This window comes from Bacillus sp. UNC438CL73TsuS30, assembly GCF_000482325.1.
GTDB lineage: Bacteria > Bacillota > Bacilli > Bacillales > Cytobacillaceae > Neobacillus.
On sequence record NZ_KI535295.1, the window covers coordinates 1,518,993 to 1,538,421 of the forward strand.

At 37.7% G+C, this 19,429-nt stretch carries 13 protein-coding genes and 1 pseudogene; 10 read left to right on the forward strand and 4 right to left on the reverse strand.

Features of this window, described 5'->3' with window-relative positions; translation table 11 throughout:
* Positions 1-104: 104 nt before the first annotated feature.
* Positions 105-332, reverse strand: a complete 228-nt coding sequence (locus M028_RS0121555; RefSeq protein ID WP_026575689.1) for a hypothetical protein — start codon at positions 330-332, stop codon at positions 105-107.
* Positions 333-559: 227 nt separating this feature from the next.
* Here M028_RS0121555 and M028_RS30730 point away from each other — a divergent pair, with 227 nt between their 5' ends.
* The 10 genes from M028_RS30730 to M028_RS0121610 all read left to right on the forward strand — a co-directional run bounded on the left by M028_RS30730 (position 560) and on the right by M028_RS0121610 (position 16,697).
* Entirely contained in the window at positions 560-1,555 is a 996-nt protein-coding gene (locus M028_RS30730) for a DnaD domain-containing protein (protein ID WP_231510854.1), read from the forward strand.
* Complete coding sequence (locus M028_RS0121565) at positions 1,555-2,799, forward strand: replicative DNA helicase (protein ID WP_026575690.1); 1,245 nt, start codon at positions 1,555-1,557, stop codon at positions 2,797-2,799. The genes M028_RS30730 and M028_RS0121565 overlap by 1 nt, the downstream gene beginning before the upstream one ends.
* 57 nt (positions 2,800-2,856) lie before the next feature.
* A complete protein-coding gene (locus M028_RS0121570; protein WP_026575691.1) occupies positions 2,857-3,282 on the forward strand; it encodes a hypothetical protein in 426 nt (141 codons plus the stop codon).
* A 180-nt stretch (positions 3,283-3,462) separates the two neighbouring features.
* Positions 3,463-4,530, forward strand: a complete 1,068-nt coding sequence (locus M028_RS0121575; RefSeq protein WP_026575692.1) for an AAA family ATPase — start codon at positions 3,463-3,465, stop codon at positions 4,528-4,530.
* Positions 4,527-6,326, forward strand: coding sequence for a DUF2201 family putative metallopeptidase (locus M028_RS0121580; protein ID WP_026575693.1), 1,800 nt, complete (start codon positions 4,527-4,529; stop codon positions 6,324-6,326). Before M028_RS0121575 ends, M028_RS0121580 begins: the two co-directional genes overlap by 4 nt.
* 356 nt (positions 6,327-6,682) lie before the next feature.
* Complete coding sequence (locus M028_RS0121590; RefSeq protein WP_035424251.1) at positions 6,683-8,815, forward strand: TerD family protein; 2,133 nt, start codon at positions 6,683-6,685, stop codon at positions 8,813-8,815.
* A 515-nt stretch (positions 8,816-9,330) separates the two neighbouring features.
* Positions 9,331-10,080, forward strand: a complete 750-nt coding sequence (locus tag M028_RS0121595) for a hypothetical protein (RefSeq protein WP_035424252.1) — start codon at positions 9,331-9,333, stop codon at positions 10,078-10,080.
* A 332-nt stretch (positions 10,081-10,412) separates the two neighbouring features.
* Positions 10,413-13,622, forward strand: a complete 3,210-nt coding sequence (gene hsdR / locus M028_RS0121600; RefSeq protein ID WP_026575696.1) for a type I restriction-modification system endonuclease — start codon at positions 10,413-10,415, stop codon at positions 13,620-13,622.
* Positions 13,623-13,755: 133 nt separating this feature from the next.
* Complete coding sequence (locus M028_RS0121605) at positions 13,756-15,186, forward strand: class I SAM-dependent DNA methyltransferase (protein ID WP_026575697.1); 1,431 nt, start codon at positions 13,756-13,758, stop codon at positions 15,184-15,186.
* On the forward strand, positions 15,183-16,697 hold the full coding sequence (locus M028_RS0121610) for a restriction endonuclease subunit S (RefSeq protein ID WP_026575698.1): 1,515 nt from the start codon (positions 15,183-15,185) through the stop codon (positions 16,695-16,697). The genes M028_RS0121605 and M028_RS0121610 overlap by 4 nt, the downstream gene beginning before the upstream one ends.
* A 219-nt stretch (positions 16,698-16,916) precedes the next feature.
* On the opposite strand, the pseudogene tnpC reads toward M028_RS0121610, so the two are convergent.
* The 3 genes and pseudogenes from tnpC to M028_RS0121625 all read right to left on the reverse strand — a co-directional run bounded on the left by tnpC (position 16,917) and on the right by M028_RS0121625 (position 19,142).
* Positions 16,917-18,507, reverse strand: a pseudogene (gene tnpC, locus M028_RS30735) (IS66 family transposase).
* A gap of 90 nt (positions 18,508-18,597) precedes the next feature.
* Positions 18,598-18,951 carry an IS66 family insertion sequence element accessory protein TnpB gene (tnpB, locus tag M028_RS0121620; RefSeq protein ID WP_026575699.1) on the reverse strand — a complete coding sequence of 118 codons (354 nt, stop codon included), beginning with the start codon at positions 18,949-18,951 and terminating at the stop codon, positions 18,598-18,600.
* Positions 18,948-19,142: a hypothetical protein gene (locus tag M028_RS0121625; RefSeq protein ID WP_026575700.1), complete on the reverse strand. Its 195-nt coding sequence runs from the start codon at positions 19,140-19,142 to the stop codon at positions 18,948-18,950. Before M028_RS0121625 ends, tnpB begins: the two co-directional genes overlap by 4 nt.
* Positions 19,143-19,429: the final 287 nt, after the last annotated feature.

Below are 19,429 nucleotides of genomic sequence, written 5' to 3' on the forward strand. Positions count from 1 at the left end.
TTCGTTCTTGTCGCTTTGCAAATTACATCATGATAGAACGCTTACGCTCAGCTTAAAAAGAACAGAGATTCTTAATGCTATTTGGTTATGTTATTTCAATTTTACTATTTTTCACGATCGTCTAACCATTTATCAAATTTAGATTCAAAGTTTTTCCTTTCCTCAATTGACATTATAAAAGGAGATATGACCATATAACCCAAGATTCCTGCTGTTATAGAAAAAAAGAAATTTGCCATAAAGTCCATATCTTTTTGCCAAAGAAATAAAAATCCGAATACAATAACTCCTATAAAAACACTTAAAATTCCTTTTAGAATAGCTTTATTCAATGTAACACCCCCAATGTATTAATAAAATCTTTTATTTTTCTTCCCATCAATTAACAGTATATATAAATTGCTTTCTTGCCAGATACCTACATATTCTCCACAAAAGAAATTGTGATTCTTTTGTCACTAAATATTCACATCTTTATAAAAACCATATGTCCGTTTTCTTCATGGAACTTTATATATTCAATGAAGGATTTTTTTATCGAGAAGGGACAGTGGTTAAAATGGCAAAATATAGAATGGTGCGTACCGATTTTTGGAAGAATCCGATTGTTCTAGAGGAGATGACCCCAGAAGATAAATATTTTTATCTCTATCTTCTTACAAATCCCCAAACCACTCAAATTGGAATCTATAAAATTACGAAAAAACAAATGGCTTTTGATTTAGGCTATTCGATTGAGAGTGTTCACTCGTTAATGGATCGCTTCATCCATCATCACAAGTTCATTTGCTACAATCCTGAAACAAGAGAACTCGCCATTAAAAACTGGTGGAAAGATAACTTGGATAAAGGCGGGAAACCCGTTATGGATTGTATTTTCTCCGAACTAAAAGATGTAGAGGATCCCTCGCTTATTCGATATGTTTCGAGTGCCATTCAGAAGCTGGAAATTCGCAGCCTGTATGATTCATTTTGTGAACATGAGGAGATGTTTCTCAACAAGGAAGATACAGATCTATTTGAAAACGATACATATAAAACGGAATGTGAAGAAGTTGACGATACGTTCCCGATTCGCCATACGATACGTGGGCAAAAAGAAAAAGAAAAAGAAAAAGAAAAACAACAACAAACAGATTTCGATCACAATCTAGAAAATAATCCAGAAATAGAAAATCTCTTACAGAGAAATAAAAAATCAAAAGATGTGAAAGAAATTATTCAGTTTTGGGATGATAATGGGTTTGGATTTTCAAACGTGAATGCAAAAGAGCAGTTGTTGTCGTGGTTAGATGATTCTAGCTTCATGCAGCCAAAAGAGATGATTTTAAAAGCAATGAATATTGCCTGTGCGAATAACAAACGGAAGTTGAACTATATTGTGGGGATTCTGAAGAACTGGGAAAATGAATCTTTACTGACCGTAGCAGAAGTTGAAACTGATCAGGAGAAGCAAAAGCCTGCACCAAAGCATAGGAAATCAACTGAATCATCTCCTTCTGGAAGAGATATTCCAAGAGGATTTGAACTTGATCTGACAGCAGGTGAAGAGTGATGAGTATGGCAGAAAAGGCGTTTTTAGGAAGTTTGATGAAGGCGGAATACTTACTCAAGGATACAGTGATTCAGCCTGAACAGCTAGAAAGTACACGGCATAAAGAATTAATGCGAAGGATGGTAGAGTTTAAGCGTGCTGGCAAGAATATTGATTTAATTTCCTTAACCACCTTATCTGACCTCGATTCTGTAGGTGGAATGTCTTACCTTTCGGAACTGTTATCGTTTGCGGATCTAGAGAAATTTGATAGTACAGAGAAACTCATTCTTGATCAGTGGAAGGAACGGGAAAAGAGAAACATCTTAACGGTTGCAGCCACGAACGATTGGGAAATTGCGAAAGTAATCGCCGAATTGGATAAGATTAACCAAATGAAGCTGGACGATCACACGTCCTTACAACAAGCGATGTCCATCATTTATGAGGCACCCTGGGAAGATCAACCAACGTTGAAAACTGTCTCAACGGGTATCAAAAAGTTGGATGAAGTGACAGGAGGCTTTCAGGACGGGGAAGTGACGATTCTAGCGGCAAGACCCTCGATGGGAAAAACCGATGTAATGCTTCATTTTGCAAAAATGTCGGGTTGGGCTGGATATTTGCCTCTCGTCTTTTCCTTAGAAATGCCCGAAAGACTGATCACCTCCCGATTAATCGCTTCAACCGGAGGCTTTAACCGTGCAAAAATGCGGGATCCGAAAAGAATGCTCAATCCTAATCAAAAGAATAAATGGTCGGATGTCATTGGGGACCTTACGGAAACCCATATGCAAATTTTTGATGGGGCTGGACAAACCATTGCCGAAATGAGAGCAAAAACACGAAAAATGATGCATCAATTTCCATACAAGAAACCGATTCTGTTTATCGATTATCTAACGCTTATCCATTCTGGTCAATTTTTTGGCAGTAATTCCCATTTACAAGTGACGAAAATATCTAAATCCCTTAAAGCGATGGCGAAGGATTTTAATTGCCCCGTCATTTGTTTGGCGCAGTTAAATCGATCGGTGGAATCAAGAGCCAATAAACGGCCGATGATGTCTGATATTCGGGAATCAGGCAGTGTGGAACAGGATGCCGATGTGATTCTGTTCTTGTATCGCGAAGCCTATTATGACAAGGAATCTGAGGATCATTCCCTTGAAATCATTGTTTCTAAGAATCGAAATGGTCCAGTTGGAACCATTCCAGTGAATTACAATGAGCATACGGGAAAGATTGAGGAGCAAAAGGAATAGGGTGTTTCCGTTTCGGTCACGGAGTCAGGAACATAATCTAATATCGAGGTGTTAGCAGTGATTGTGGAAGAATTATATCAGGATTGTTTCCATTATGATGAATCCTCTTTGGCCTATTGCATCTACTATTTGTTAGAAGGGCAGAAAATTTCCTTAAAAGATGACATTTCAAAAATTGACCTCAATCAAGTGGATCATCAGAAGGTAGCGGAATTGATTCAACATAATTACTTAGGGATCCATAAAATGGGCATCTACTCATTGAAGATGAGCCAGAAGGATTTTGTCTTTATCTTTGCTAAAAGCGGACAAGAAGCAATCGATTTCTATACCAAAACCTTTCATCAAACTCCATTAAACTGTCACGAATATTCGCTAGATTTCCAGCTTGCTAGAGGCAAGGAGGTGATTTCGTTTCGGGACATGAAGAAGGATATGGAGAGTTTTCCTGCTATTGCGGGGTATTTTAAGAGGGAGGGGTGAGAAGGGATGAGTGAGGGAACAACCCAAAATTTAGCTAAGAAATATTGGGTGACATCATGCCTGACCCACAGTGTGCTAAAGCGTTAATGTAAAAAGTCATATTTTAAAAACGGCAGGTTGTTCAAAAGCCCCATGATATAATTGATTAAATAAAAAGATAAATTAATCAAGGAGAATCGAATGAATTTAGGAAACAAAGTAACACAAAATCAATTAATGGAAGTGCTATTAAATGTAGCGGTCATCCGCCCAGTTTTTATCTGGGGAGCACCAGGCATCGGGAAGTCTTCACTTGTCGAAACATTCGCCGAACAAGTCGGCTTGCCCTGCGTATCACTTTTAGGCAGTCAGCTCGCACCAGAAGACATCATGGGTGTTCCGCAGATCCTCGAAGGAAAAACACGGTTTTGCCCGCCGAATATGATCGCACGTGATGAGCCGTATTGTTTATTTCTTGACGAATTAAACGCTTGCTCACACGAAGTACAAAAATCTTTTTATAGCTTAATCCACGAACGTCGTGTTGGAGAGTACGAGCTTCCAAAAGGGTCGATCGTGATCGGTGCTGGAAACCGCGCACAAGACAGCGCCATTGTCAAAACGATGAGTTCCGCGCTCATCAACCGTATGTTCCATGTGCAGCTCAACGTATCTCATAAAGAATGGATGGGATGGGCAATGGGAAGCGGTATTCATCCGCTGGTCATTGAATACTTGCAAGTGCGACCAGACCAATTATGGGTGGAACCGCCGAAACACGAAGAACCATTCTCCACACCGCGCTCCTGGCATATGCTAAGCGATACGCTTCACTCTTGTGGAGAGGATATTTCAAATGAAATGGTGGGTATTTTGGCAGCAGGTTCGGTTTCACCGCAACATGCATCTCAGTTTAAAGCGTTTCACAAACAACTTCATTCCCGCTACGATTTAAACAAAATTTTAAATGGCGAAATGAAGTTTCCAAGTGAAGCGAAAGATCGTGACGTGCTTTATTTCCTTGCCCAATCTTTCCGGGCACAGATCTTAAAAGAACTGCCGCAGGAAAAAGATGATGTAAATGGCGCACAGCGACAGTTCGCACATCAAGCAAAAGCGCTTATTAAAGATTTAGCAAGCATCAGCCACGAGATGGCGCAAATGGTTGTGTCGCAACAAGAGGATGCAAAAAGCCTTCCAGACTGGTTCATGGTCGAAATCATCCGCGACCTGCCACGACTCGTCAAACGAGAGGAAAAAGTGAAATGAGTAAAAACAAAGGTACGCTAAATATAGCGCAGAGAAATTATGAAGCGGGATATGAGATGATCAAACATCATCCCATGTTCTCCCCGCTTGTCACGCACGCCTATTTTTATCGAAATGAAAGTGGCAATTTATGTCCGGAGGACGGATGGGCAGTGGTGACGAAAGGAGGGACGATACACGTTCATCCAAAGCGAAAAGCGTCATCTGAAGAGTGGGCTTACGTGCTTGCTCACTGCCTACTGCACCTGGGTTTCGGTCATTTTAAAGAAAAAGAACAACCTTCCCTATGGAATATCGCATGTGATGCGTTTGTGGCAAAATTCTTGTCCGATATGAAACTCGGCCAAGTGCCACATGAACTCCAAAACGGAATAGACATTCAGGCAAAAAATGAAGAACAGCTCTATCAAAAGATGTTGGAGCGAGGCATTCCGGAGCAACTCAAATATTTTGGAACCGGCGGCACCTTTAAAACCGATATGGTATTTCAGGAAAATGAATACCGCTGGGGAGGCAAAATCGATTGGGAAGGCTGCTTTGGGAAAGGTTTGACACTGGCTGTATCAAGCGCAGTCGATGTCGCAAGCGGTCATGCAAACTTTTTAGGTGAAACAACCGGTAAACTAACCGATCCACAAAAAGCAAGAAGCTGGTTCATTGATTCTTATCCGCTTTTAGGTTCACTTGCAGCGGATTTTAAAATCATTGAGGATGTCCTCCTGTGCACACGACTTGATATCTCGATTGCTGCAATCGATGTTATTCATAAAGAAATTTACATCAATCCAGCAGCAGGTTTATCTTATGAGGAATGTAAATTCATCATCGCACATGAGCTATTGCACGCAGGTCTTTGCCATCATGAAAGACGCCAGGGACGAGATCCTTATTACTGGAACGTTGCCTGCGATTACGTCATCAACCAATGGCTAGTGGAGATGCAAATTGGAGATTTTCCGAAAATCGGTGGGCTTTTGGATCCAGCATTAAAGGGAATGTCCTCTGAGAGCATTTACGATAAAATTGTCACCGATATGCGCACATACCGAAAACTACATACATTCCGTGGTATTGGCGGTAGCGACATTATTGACGAGGGGAATGCCGCTTTCTGGGATCAAAGAAATGGCATGAGCTTAGAAGATTTTTATAAAAGCTGCCTCTCACAAGGGCTTATTTATCACCAGGAACAAATGAGAGGGACGCTCCCTTCAGGATTAATCGAGGAAATAAAGGCTCTTGCCATGCCGCCGATTAAATGGGATGTAGAACTCGCGAAATGGTTTGACCATCATTTTCAGCCTGTTGAAAAAAGAAGGACTTATGCAAGGCTTTCACGCAGACAATCCTCCACGCCGGATATCCCTCGCCCAACTTATGTAGATGTCGGCGGAGATGAACACGGCAGAACATTCGGAGTTGTGCTGGATACATCAGGTTCAATGGACAAAAAACTCCTTGCAAAAGCACTTGGAACGATTGCCAGCTATTGCGCATCCCGTGATGTACCAGCGGTTCGAGTGGTGTTTTGCGACGCAGCACCTTATGATGCTGGATATATGCCGGTGGAACAAATTGCGGAATCTGTGAAAGTAAAGGGAAGAGGTGGAACGGTTCTGCAGCCGGGAATCGACTTAATCCTAAATGCAAAAGACTTCCCGAAAAATGGTCCAATACTGATCATTACCGATGGGTATTGCGAACGTTTAGTGATAAAAAGGAAACATGCATTCCTTTTGCCAAAATGCAACCATTTGCCGTTTGTACCAAAAGGAGAGGTGTTTCGAATCGATTAAGTGCATGTATTTAGTTTTAATAAGCTTCCATGCGCATAAGGGCAAGAAGCAAGGGATGTTTTTGACAAGAAAAAGAAAGATGCTTGTTATATTTTTTACCAAGACAAATTTATTAGAAATCAAAAAATTTTTATAACATCATTTCATTATTAGTTTTTTTCTATTATACTCTATGTATCAGGCTATGATACTTCTTCCTTCTACAACTCATTGGATAAAAAGCAGAGGTATCGCTTTCCTGTTTATAATTATTTAAGAGAAAAATCATTAGAAAAAATCAGGCTGTGAGAAATCTCGGTTACCTGATTTTTTTATTTTTTTATATATAATGAATTCAAGATTGGAAGCTGATGGGGATGGACAAAAACAGTATTTTTGTGCGCAGAAAAGGAAAATTGATTGTGAATCAAGGACCTGAAAAGGTATTATGTTTAGATGTGTTAGCCACAGCTTTAAAAAACATTGAAAAACTTGGCTTTATGTTTTCTGAAAAGTTGATAAATGCTGTTCGCACGATGAACGAAAAGGAGTTTTTATATTTCTATAATACTCTTATCCATGACCTCCAAGAAATGACTGGAGAAAATAGAAGTTTTCGTCCAATGTATCCAAATTTTCCAACACAAGTGATGGATATGGAAGAGGCTGAATTATATCTAAATGCTATTGTTCACTATTTTTCTGTTGCTGTAAGGGATTCCATTGGGATCAATCTCCCGAACAATTGTCTTCCCATATATGAAAAAGTGATTCGTTCTCCTCTTATCGAAAGAACAGATCTTCGTATTTTAGACTTAGCAATAGACGAAGACTTTATTTTAATGATTCAGAACTTAATCAGTGCAAAATCCTCGATTTCCGAAATAGATAAACAGGATATTGCATGGGCAATCGAGCAAATGGATGATCCTGCTTCATTATTACCTGACTCAATACCATTAAAGGAAAATATCGGATATATAGTTGCTCAAATGCTCCAATTTAAAAAAGCAGATGTGAATGTGATTTCCAGGTATTTTGATACAGCAACAGAAGTATTGAGATTAGCTGTGGCTCTCTCCGGAGGAGACATAAGTTTAGCATCCAACACTCGTTTCAAGAGCTTTAATCGTCCGGAGCGCCGTTTGCTAATGACTTTATTGGATTCGGTTAACCATCTTGAAGAAGATATGCTACGTCATAAGGAGGCTTGGAAGCGCTTAGGTGAACGACTGCATCCGGGCGAATTCAAATCAAAATATTCAAAAGTCTACGAAGCCTTTGAGGCAGTCCGTGGAAATGTTGCATTCCAGACATTTGGAGGGAAATTGGAGCATGTTTTAGGGCAAAAAGATGCTATGGCAGCAGTTACTCTTTTGAAGAAGCGACCTGGCGATTTCGCGAGAAGACTAGATCACATTATCCGCATTTCAGAAGAACCTCAACAAGTGGTTAAATCTTTTTCAGAAGTGGTAGGTTCTGTTTCAACGCGAGTTCTATTACAGGTTCACGCTCACTTCAAAAACCGAAACAACGGCAGTGATATTCGTGTATTCTTCCCAAAAGGAAATGTAGGGAAAGCTATCAGCATTACGAATGAGCTGATACACATTGAAGAAGAAATTTGTTGCTTAGTCGTTAGTGCTATCGAAGAAGAGCTTGTGACACGCTTCAGCAAACTTCCTCCGTTCGGGAAAGTATTTGTGGATAAAGAGCTACAGGATTATCTTGTCCCATTTTCCCAAAGGAGCGCTTCAAGATCAATTCGCACCATTTCCCGTGGAAGCCAGCTAAAGATTCCGGATGGTGATACGATACGTGCGTATGTCTGGTGGAGGAACATGGACGGAGACGATCCTTGGGAAACTAGAGTAGACCTTGATCTTTCAGTTACGATATTTGACGAGAAATGGAAGTTTATGGACCAGGTTTCGTATACCAATCTTCGTTCTAATGGGTTCCGTATGTTTCATTCCGGTGATATTACTGACGCTCCAAAAGGTGCTGCTGAATTTATCGATATGGATATACCGAGCATAGTGAAAAACGGTGGACGATATGTGATTGTCAATGTTAACTGCTTTACTGGTCAAAGCTATGGCGAACTGCCAGAATGTTTTGCAGGCTGGATGATCCGAAAAGAAGCACGTTCGGGAGAGATTTTTGAGCCGAAGACCGTGGTTGACAAGTTTGACATTACTGCAGATACCCAAATTTGCATTCCTGTTATTTTTGACCTCGCTGAACGCAAAGCGATCTGGTCGGATATTGCTTTGCGGAGAAATCCGAATTACGCGATTAATATTGAAGGAAATTTGATAGGGATTGCTGCAACCGGCAAAAGTTTGACTTCTCTTACAAAGCCAACGCTTTACGATTTGTTTATGCTACATGCGAACGCTCGGGGTACGCTTGTTGAAATACAAAAGGAAGCCGATACCATATTCTCAGTGAATGAAGGAATAACCCCTTTTGAAATCGAGAAAATTTTAGCTGATTTTCTGGTTTAATATGACTGTGCTCAGTGCATAGTCTTTTTTTGTTTAAATTAAAATAGAAATAACAGTTATTTATTAATTTAGAGATGTTTAAAAATGGGTTATGTATTTTAAGAAATATTTATGAACTTTAAGTGATCATTGAAAAAATAAAAAATGGATCATTGTCAGACTATTTTTTATTCATTATACACACTAAAATTCTTGAATTTGCGCAATTTGTAGTATTAAGTCGAATGTCCAAATACATAAGCTTCAAAAGAAAATATGATAGTATACTATACACCTTAATAATACAAAATAAATAGGCATTTAATCATGAATGTAATAGTACCAATGGTTGAAGGGCTTATTTTAGTTTGTGAGCACCTAGTTTTCAATTGTGTTATACCGTTCTATCTATGAGGGTAAAGCTATTTAAAAGTGAATATGAATTTTATAAACTAATGATGAATGAATTCATAAAATAAAGTCTAGTAATTAACATTTTTTGTTATAATTAAATAAAAAATATGGATGGTGACAGTATGCCGCAAGATGTTTTATTAAGTAAACGATTTTTAAATGATGTTACAAGTAAATTGTCAGAAAAGGGATTTTCCATTGAAGACTTTGATATAGACCAAAATAGTGACCCAAAATCATATAATGTAATACATCTTAAAATCAGGTACAACTATGATAAGCAGTATTATTTTAATTCAGAGATAAATACAAACTCCAATAAAATAAATATAAGATATAGCCCAGGAGAAATTACTTCTTACACACAAGAGAGAGATTGTACTATTGATGAATTTTTAGAAGCCATTGATAATTGGATTAACCTACTAAGGGATGAACTTAAAAGCACAGTCTTAGGTAGACAGGTTTACGATAATAAAGAAAAAATACACGAAATTCACAATTTAATTAGAGAGAAATTTAGTAATGATGAAGAATCTTATTTTTCTAGAGAAGAAGGAGAAGAATTAAAAAATAAGATTACTGAACTAGAAAACCTTTTTAAAGAAAATATAGAAAAACAAGAAGAAAATAAAACGAAATTAAAATCTGAGATTGATAAATTACAGGAAGAAGCCGAATTGTTAAAAGAACAAGTTACTTTTTTATCAAAAAGAAAATGGATAACAGCACTAATGATTAAAATGATGAATTGGAGTTCACGTAATCCAGAAGCTGCTAAACAAATTGGACAAGCAGCAGTCAAAGCAGTGCTTCCAAAAGAAATAGAACAATCTCTTCCACCTAGTTTACTTCCACCTTCTGATATATAATAAAATGCCCTGCTGGAAAGCAGAGCATCTCGGAAATACTATTTATTTTTCATCAAGGATTGATATCAGTTATAAGGAAAGACTTTTATTGTTGGTTGTAATGCAAAAGCATCTATTGAAGCTTTATTCCTTATATATTTTTTGTATTAGGTCTGTTTTTTCTCGCAAGAGGATGAATAGACCTTTTCTCTTTCATGTTGTAAAAAAGTTGTTGTCTATTATATTTGTTGTAGATTTATGGTTGATATTAGAGTACGTCCACAGTATTAACCAATTTATGTATGTTTATAGTATAATGGACACATAAAATATTTCTGAAAACGGTGATAGCAATGAATAGCAACTTTTCATTTTTTCAAGGGAAATGGGATGTACTTGCTAACCTAGGAGAGACAGCTGAGAAAAATGTATATCATGACCCTCATACGACCGTAATGAAACTTCGTTTATTTGCAGAGACAGTTACAAAGTTTATCCTTGCTGCTGAAAACATTAAGGAAGCATACGGTACGACACAGGTGGACCGTATTAACACGTTACGGAGAGAAGGATTATTAGAGCCTGAATTAATTGATATATTTGAAACTCTTCGTCGTACAGGAAATATAGCGATGCACGAAGCGGGGTATGGAAAAACAGAAGAAGCAAAAGCTTTGTTGCAATTGACTTTTCGACTATCTATTTGGTTTATGGAGGTGTATGGAGATAATTGGAATTTTAATCCACCAGAATACATAGAACCACAAGAACAGGTGGAATTGGACACAGAAAAGCTTCAACAAGAATACGAAGAAAAAGTTAAGATGCTGGAAAGTCAATTGGATGCAATCCGTAAACAAGCGGAATCAGAACAACCGATTTTAAAAACTGGACGGAAAAAGAAATCAAAAAGTTTCATGAGACGGAATCAATTAACAGAAGCTGAAACACGCATCATTATTGATGAAAAACTACGTTCTGCGGGTTGGGAAGTTGATACAACTAGGCTGAATCATCATAAAAATGGTACGCTGCCACAAAAAAATCGAAACATGGCAATTGCTGAGTGGAAGGTTGAAGGTGGCAGAGTGGATTATGCTTTGTTTATTGGTCTGAATTTAGTTGGCTTTATTGAAGCAAAGGCAAAGAAGAAAACAATTCCTGGTGCGTTAGAAAGCCAAACAAAGGTATATGCTAAAAATGTTGTGCAGGTGGGAGAAGAAGTCATTATCCCAACCACTGGTGAATATAGAGTCCCATTTTTATATGCTACAAATGGTCGACCATATTTGAAGCAACTTCAAGAAGAATCAGGCATATGGTTTTGGGATTCCCGCAAACCATTAGAATATGCTCGACCATTAGAAGGATGGCACTCACCTGACGATTTGCAACTTCTTCTCAGCCAGGACGATATGGATGCGAATAAACGTTTAGAGGAAGAGGATATTACTAAGTTTGGCTTACGCCCTTATCAGCAGAAAGCTGTACTTGCTGCTGAACATGCATTAATAGAAGGACAAAGAAAAATGCTCATAGCAATGGCAACAGGAACGGGAAAGACCCGAACTGCAATAGCTCTTATGTATCGTTTAATCAAAACAAAAAAGTGTCGTCGCATTTTATTTCTGGTTGACCGTAACTCGCTAGGAACACAGACAGAGGATTCTCTGAAGGATACAAAAATTGAAGGCTATTCGTTCACTGATATATATGATGTTAAATCATTAGATGATATGACTCCAGATGTCGAAACAAAAGTTCATATTGCCACGGTTCAAGGGATGGTTAGGAGACTGTTTTACAATGATAGTGAGAAGATTCCAAGTGTTGGGCAATATGATTTTATTATTGTTGATGAAGCACATCGTGGATACACAAGTGATAGGGAAATGTCAGAGGAAGAATTAGAGTTTCGGGACCAAAATGATTATGTCAGCCAATACCGTCGTGTTCTAGATTACTTTGATGCAGCTTCTTTAGGACTTACAGCAACACCAGCACTTCATACAACTGAAATCTTCGGAATGCCTATTTTTAAATATTCATATAGTGAAGCAGTGTTGGAAGGGTTTTTAGTTGACCATGAACCACCGTATTTATTTAAGACGGAACTTTCAGAGGCAGGGATTACATTTGAAAAGGATGAAGAAGTAGAGGTATATGATGTTGACCAAGGTGAAATTCAACTAGAGAAAATAGAGGATACCTTACATTTTGAGGTTCAGCAGTTCAATAAAAGAGTTATAACTGAACCTTTTAATCGAGCGGTTCTAAATAAGCTGGTTGAATATATTGACCCAACAGGGAAAGAGAAGACACTTATCTTTGCCGCTACAGACCAGCATGCCGATTTGGTGGTACGTTTATTGAAGGAAGCATTTAAAGAGCGTGGCGATGAAATTGAAGATGATGCCATTATGAAACTTACAGGCTATATCTACAAGCCATTAGAGGCGATTAAACGATTTAAAAACGAAAGGTTACCAAATGTCGTGGTAACGGTAGACCTACTCACAACGGGCATTGATGTTCCACCAATCACAAATTTGGTATTTTTACGGCGTGTTCAGTCTCGTATTTTATATGACCAAATGCTTGGTCGTGCTACTCGTCTTTGCCCAGACATTGGGAAAACGCATTTTAACATATATGATGCAGTGGGTATCTATGATAGACTGCAAAGTTATACGGAAATGAAACCTGTTGTAAAGCAACAAAATTACAGTATTGGTGAATTGTATGAGTCACTTGCAAATGCCTCAAACGAAGAAGAAGCGGAATTTTATAGGGAACAATTAGTAGCGAAAATTCAACGTCGTAAGCAGCGGCTAAACGATGAGGGTAAGAAAAAATTCGAAGAGTTGTCAGACGGAAAAAATGTTGATGAATGGGCGAAGGAAATTCTAACATATTCACCTCAAGAAGCAAAGCAACACAGTATGTTATTTGAATATATAGAAGCATATCGAGTAAGGGGCGAGAAGCGATATATATCCAATAGGGATGATGAAGTGACCGATGTGATTAGGGGATATGGGGAAGGAAACAAACGGCCTGAAGATTATTTAGATGGGTTTGTTCGTTTTATTCAGGAGAATATAAATGAAATTCCTGCTCTTCATCTTGTTTGTACAAGACCGAAGGATTTGACTAAACAAGACCTAAGAGAACTAATTACCATTCTAGAAACAAAGGGATTTAAGCAATCACATTTACAAACGGCTTGGAAACAAACAAAAAATGAAGACATTGCCGCAGACATTATTAGCTTTATTCGTCAAGCTGCATTAGGTGAAGCGCTCATTGACCATGAAACACGTATTAAACATGCGATGCAAAAAGTATATTCATTGCATGATTGGACTCCAAGGCAGAAGAAATGGCTAGAGCGGATTGAAAAACAATTACTTCAAGTGCCTGTTCTTGCGCCGACTGCAGAAGAGGCATTTTCGGAAGAACCATTTAAAACTTCTGGTGGCTACAAATTGCTGAAACGGGAGTTTGGTGATTATATTGATACAGTTGTTACCACGATAAATGAGAACCTGTATATTAGTTAATACTGTGCCTCTTAATAGAGGCATTTTTAAGTTATAATTAGTAGGTTGCATTAATTTAATTTTAGCATTAATGATGTTTGAAGGATGAACCTTAAATTAAAATAACTAGGCTGAGTTAGCGGGAGGTTGAAAAATGAACAATCAAGAAATCGTTCAAAAGTTATGGAATTTGTGTAATGTGTTGCGTGATGATGGGATTACCTATCAGCAATATGTTACAGAGTTGACATATTTATTATTTCTTAAAATGATGAAAGAACAAGAGACAGAGGATGTTATTCCTGAAGGGTATCGTTGGAGTGACTTATTGGAACGGGAAGGCTTGGAGTTAAAGACATATTACCAGCGATTATTACTTGATTTAGGAAGTAGCGAAAATGAGCAGTTACGTCTTATCTATAGTGATGCTTCTACAAGTATAGCTGAGCCGAAAAACTTAGAGAAAATTATTAAATCAATTGATGCACTTGATTGGTACAATGCAAAAGAAGAGGGACTTGGGAATCTTTATGAAGGTCTATTAGAGAAAAATGCAAGTGAAAAGAAATCGGGAGCGGGACAATATTTCACACCAAGAGTATTGATTGATGTGATGGTACAGCTTATTGACCCAAAAGTTGGAGAACGATGTAATGACCCTGCTTGTGGAACATTGGGTTTTATGATTGCGGCAGACCAATATTTAAAAAATAAAACAGATGACTATTTTGACCTCGACCCGCAAGAAGCCAAGTTTCAAAAGAAAGAAGCCTTTACAGGAATGGAACTTGTAAAAGACACACATCGCCTTGCGTTAATGAATGCTTTGCTTCATAACATGGAAGGACGGTTGGAACAAGGGGATTCTTTGTCTGGGAATGGAAAATGGATGAAGAACTTTGATGTTATCTTAACAAACCCGCCGTTTGGTACAAAAAAGGGCGGGGAACGTGTATCCCGTGATGATTTAACATTTGAAACATCGAATAAGCAGTTGAATTTCTTGCAATTGATTTATAACGCTTTAAAAGATGATGGAAATGCAAGGGCAGCGGTTGTGTTGCCCGATAATGTGTTGTTTGAAAGTGGTATTGGTTCGAAAATTCGTCGTGACCTAATGAATAAATGTAATTTACACACCATTTTACGTTTACCAACAGGTATATTCTATGCACAAGGTGTAAAAACAAATGTCTTATTCTTCACAAGAGAAACAACAGACCAAGATAACACGAAAGACGTTTGGGTATATGACCTTCGTACAAATATGTCTTCGTTTGGTAAACGGAATCAGTTAACAATGGCTCATTTTGAAAACTTCATGAAAGCGTACGTGGCAGAAGACCGTTCGAAAATTGAAGACGAACGCTGGAATATGTTTACACGAGAAGAAATTGCTAAAAAAGATGATAGTTTAGATATTGGATTGATTGCTGATGAATCATTATCCTCATACGAAAACCTACCAGACCCAATTGAATCCGCAAAAGAGGCAATTGAGAAACTGCAACAGGCTATGGATTTATTAACTGAAGTAGTTGAAGAATTACGTGCTGTTGAGGAAGATGAGGTGGTAACAAAATGAGCAAAAAGGAAAAAATTGATGAATTATTGAAAGAAGCATTAATACCAAAAGATGAACAGCCATATGAAGTGCCAGAGAACTGGGTGTGGCTACGGTTAGGAGCAGTAGCTGATTTTTTAAATGGCATAGCTTTTAAACCATCCCAATGGACTGATTCAGGTTTACCGATTATCAGAATACAAAACCTTAATAGTAAGAACCCTAATTATCGTAATTTCAATTATTATCAAGGTGATTACGATGAAAAATACCTTGTGAAAAACGGAGACTTATTGTTTGCATGGTCTGGAAATATTGGAACGTCATTTGGAAGCAGAATATATGAAGGAGAAACAGGTATACTTAACCAGCATATTTATAAAGTTTTTATTAATGAATTGGTTTTAAAAATGTATTTTCATTTTTGCATTCAATCGAGAATTGATGATATTCACAAAAATGCACATGGAGGAGCAGGATTAACTCATATCACGAAGAAAAAATTAGAAACTTTACCTTTTCCTTTACCTTCAATTAATGAGCAAGTCCGTATAGCAGAAAAAGTAAAGCATCTTCTAGGTAAAGTTGAAGAAGCAAAGCAATTGATTGAGGAAGCGAAAGAAACGTCTGAACTTCGTCGATCAGCTATTTTAGATAAGGCATTTAGCGGGGAGTTAACGAGGAAGTGGAGAAAAGAAATTTCTACTGAACAAACTTTTGATGAACTGTTAGAAAAAATAAGAATTGAAAAAGAAAACATCTATTTAGGATTGTTAGATAAAGCCAAAAAAGAAGGAAGTAAAAAGCCAGCACGTCAAAAAAAATATGATAATAAATTTAATCAAGAGGATGCAATATCATTACCTAATAATTGGGGTTATTGTACATTAGGAGATGTAATTTATGATTTTAAATATGGGACTTCGGAGAAGAGTGACTATGATTTCAAAGGTACACCAGTAATTAGAATACCTAATATAGAAGAAGAATTCATTGATACCGATGATTTAAAATATCTAAAAGAGAACATCATTGATTTTAGTTCTTCAGTGTTAGAGGGGGACATACTAATTGTAAGGTCTAATGGGAGTAGGGATTTAGTTGGAAAATGTTCTATTGTGCAAAAAAGCGAAGAAAAGTATGCATTTGCATCATACTTAATAAGACTACGTCCTGTGCTAGTTGTGCCTGAATTTATATTGTGGCTTTTAAAATCAGATAGGGTGAAGGAACAATTTTTTTCGAAATCTAAGTCATCAGCTGGAATAAACAATATTAACACAGAAGAACTAGCAACAACAATTATTCCTTTACCACCAGTTGAAGAACAGAAAGAAATTGTTAAAAAGTTAAAAGTTTTACTTGCTAAGGAAGAAGTAACTAAAAAAATATTAGATTTAGATGATTATGTAGGAGCATTAAAACAATCTATCCTTTCACAAGCATTCCGAGGGGAACTTGGAACTAATGACCCAAGTGAAGAAAGTGCGATTGAATTATTAAAAGAAGTGCTGAAGGAACAAATGAAATAGTTTTAAGTTGACATCCGTTATCGGTAGGATGTCTTTTTTTTATTTCACCTATAAAAGGATACTGAACTAGGATTATTTTAGCTATTATCTTATTGAATTATGAAGTATAAGTAATTATAATGTAAGCCCGAATTATAAAAAAATAAGCGTACCTTCAGGTACGCATCACAAATAGCCGTAAATCCTAATTTTTTCAATCGAATTTACAGCTTATTTTAGTTATTTGCTACATTCTACCTTAATCATTTTTGACCAGGGCATGTACTGATCTAATATTTCAGGGTTTTGCTGGATTTCGAGATTCGGTAGATCCGTCAAAAGTTTCTTTAAATATTCATAGAAATCAACGCCGTTACTTTTGGCCGTTTCTGCGATACTCAAACAAATGGCATTCGCTTTTGCGCCGGCTTCACTAACACTAAAGAGCCAATTTTTTCTACCCAGAACGTTAGGACGGATTGCGTTTTCGGCCGGATTATTATCAATTTCAATGCGCCCGTCATTGAGGAATGCTTTGAGACCGTTTGTTCTGTTCAATGTGTATTCAGCTGCTTTCGCTAGCGCATTTTTCCCGTAGAATGGTGACTTTTCAACCCATTCAAAGAATTTATCTACAATTGGCTTCGAGTATTTTTGGCGTTTTTTTCTTCGCTTACTCGGAGACAAATGTTTAAATTCCCTTTCGAGTCGATATAAATCGTCACAATAGCTCACACCAATTCGACCATTTTTACTGTCCGCTTTCAGCCAATAACGACGAACATGCGCCCAACAATTTGCGAAGGTAATGCCCTCCAATTTATCATAGGCAGAATAACCGTCGCAAACAATCGTGCCAGAAAAGCCTTCTATGAAACTTTCAAGGACAGATCGAGCTCGTGATAATGCGCTATGAAAGAGAGTCATGGGTGGTCCTTGGCATGGCACACTTCGCGCCACCCAATTGTAGGCATTTGTTTGACCAGATTTCCCATCGGATCGGTAGAGGATTTGTCCATATGTTTCATCAATATGTAAAAGAGATTTATCCATCATCAAATCTTTCATTCGTAGGTAAATAGGTAATAACCAATCGTGTGATGCACGAATGACCCAATTCAAAAGGTTCTTATCATTGGTATTGAGGCCATAACGATCCCATTCCTTTACCTGACGGTAAAGGGGTAAGTATTGTACAAATTTATCATAGATGACTTTGGCAAGTACGCTAGGGCCTGCGATGCTGCGTTGAATAGGAGACTGTGCCGCTTTACCACGTTTTATTTGAGCCTTTTGAAAGGCATCGCCTTTGCAATTTTTACACTCATACGCGTGTTCAATGTGTTGAACTTTCTTCATTCTAGCAGGAATAAATTCTGCTTCTTCGCGCACGATTGTACTGCCAATTTCAATCATTTCCCCTTGGCAACAGTCACAAAACGTATTTTCCGGATGATGGTGAACTGCTTCTACCTCAATACCATCATGCATGGAATCATTTTTTCTTCTTTTGAACTTTTCGTACAACTGTATAAGAAATTGTCTGTTGGCTTTGTTCTCCTGTGTGCTCAGGTTCATTAAAAGACGGGTCATCTTCAAATAGTGATACTTGCCCATCTGGTGTATTGTATTTTGATTTTTCGGTTTTTGATCCATATAAAAGCTTTGTTAATTGGCGAACTTGCTCGGTTAACGCTTCGTTCTGTTTCAAAGATTTATCCAATTTTTTTGATAGTTCCTGGTTTTGTTGATTTGAATGAGCCAATTGCTCTTCAAGCAATCTAATTAATCTATCAAATTGATTTTCACTTGTAGAAGAAACGTTCGTCACATCATTCACCACTCTTTGTTCGGATTCACTCTTCTTATTATAACGAGTTCGAAGAGTGGAATAAAGGTAAAATAATGGACTTCAACGAATTTAAAAAACACCTTTTGTTGATGGCAGAATCGCCTTTGGCTGCTGGATTGATAATCCTTCGAGGAGCCAGCGAAGCTCCTGTTGTGAAAGATTGCGGACTTCATTTTCATCTTTTGGCCATTGGAGTTTGCCGTTATCCAAACGTTTATAAAGCATGGCGAAGCCATCACCGTCGAAATATAAACATTTATAACGATCTTTACTCCATCCAGAAAATAAGAAAATAGAATCTCCATATGGATCAAGTTCGAAAGAATCTTGGATCAGTGTGGCCAGGCCATCAATTCCTTTTCTCATGTCCGTTTTACCACAAATGATATAAATATTCTTCACACTTGTAAAATCGTGTTTCACCGATCTTTCAACTCCCTCATAACGGTTTGGATGATGTGCTCATCTACGCCGTTGAAAAAGGTAATTTCAGTATTGCCGGCTTTGATTGTGCAAGTAGGATTTGAGGAGACCACTGCTGGATTTGATGCGGAAATTTTTTCGCTATCGGTTTGTAATGTAACGGGGACGATGGTTAGTTTTTGTTGCGGCATATGAAAAGTACCTCCTTAAATTGATACCTTGATCGTACCAGGAGATGCTGCTGTTTTATATGCGTTGTTTGAATACGGGCTTACATTATAATAGAAAATAAGTCAATCGGTCTAAGTTCGAAAAGTGACCGTTATACTGTACGGAAGAAAAATAGCGGTATGTCCCAGTAGCTCAGCAGGATAGAGCATACGCCTTCTAAGCGTACGGTCGGGAGTTCGATTCTCTCCTCAGAATGGTGTATTGATTGGTTTAGTTATTCAAAAAATCATGATTCACACATTGAAAT

What these genes read in the sequence shown, in the direction of transcription:
- M028_RS30730 (WP_231510854.1), top strand. Translation starts at nt 560, where the DNA reads ATGGCAAAATATAGAATGGTGCGTACCGATTTTTGGAAGAATCCGATT.
- M028_RS0121565 (WP_026575690.1), top strand. Translation starts at nt 1,555, where the DNA reads ATGAGTATGGCAGAAAAGGCGTTTTTAGGAAGTTTGATGAAGGCGGAA.
- M028_RS0121575 (WP_026575692.1), top strand. Translation starts at nt 3,463, where the DNA reads ATGAATTTAGGAAACAAAGTAACACAAAATCAATTAATGGAAGTGCTA.
- M028_RS0121580 (WP_026575693.1), top strand. Translation starts at nt 4,527, where the DNA reads ATGAGTAAAAACAAAGGTACGCTAAATATAGCGCAGAGAAATTATGAA.
- M028_RS0121590 (WP_035424251.1), top strand. Translation starts at nt 6,683, where the DNA reads ATGGACAAAAACAGTATTTTTGTGCGCAGAAAAGGAAAATTGATTGTG.
- M028_RS0121595 (WP_035424252.1), top strand. Translation starts at nt 9,331, where the DNA reads ATGCCGCAAGATGTTTTATTAAGTAAACGATTTTTAAATGATGTTACA.
- hsdR (WP_026575696.1), top strand. Translation starts at nt 10,413, where the DNA reads ATGAATAGCAACTTTTCATTTTTTCAAGGGAAATGGGATGTACTTGCT.
- M028_RS0121605 (WP_026575697.1), top strand. Translation starts at nt 13,756, where the DNA reads ATGAACAATCAAGAAATCGTTCAAAAGTTATGGAATTTGTGTAATGTG.
- M028_RS0121610 (WP_026575698.1), top strand. Translation starts at nt 15,183, where the DNA reads ATGAGCAAAAAGGAAAAAATTGATGAATTATTGAAAGAAGCATTAATA.
- M028_RS0121625 (WP_026575700.1), bottom strand. Translation starts at nt 19,142, where the DNA reads ATGCCGCAACAAAAACTAACCATCGTCCCCGTTACATTACAAACCGAT.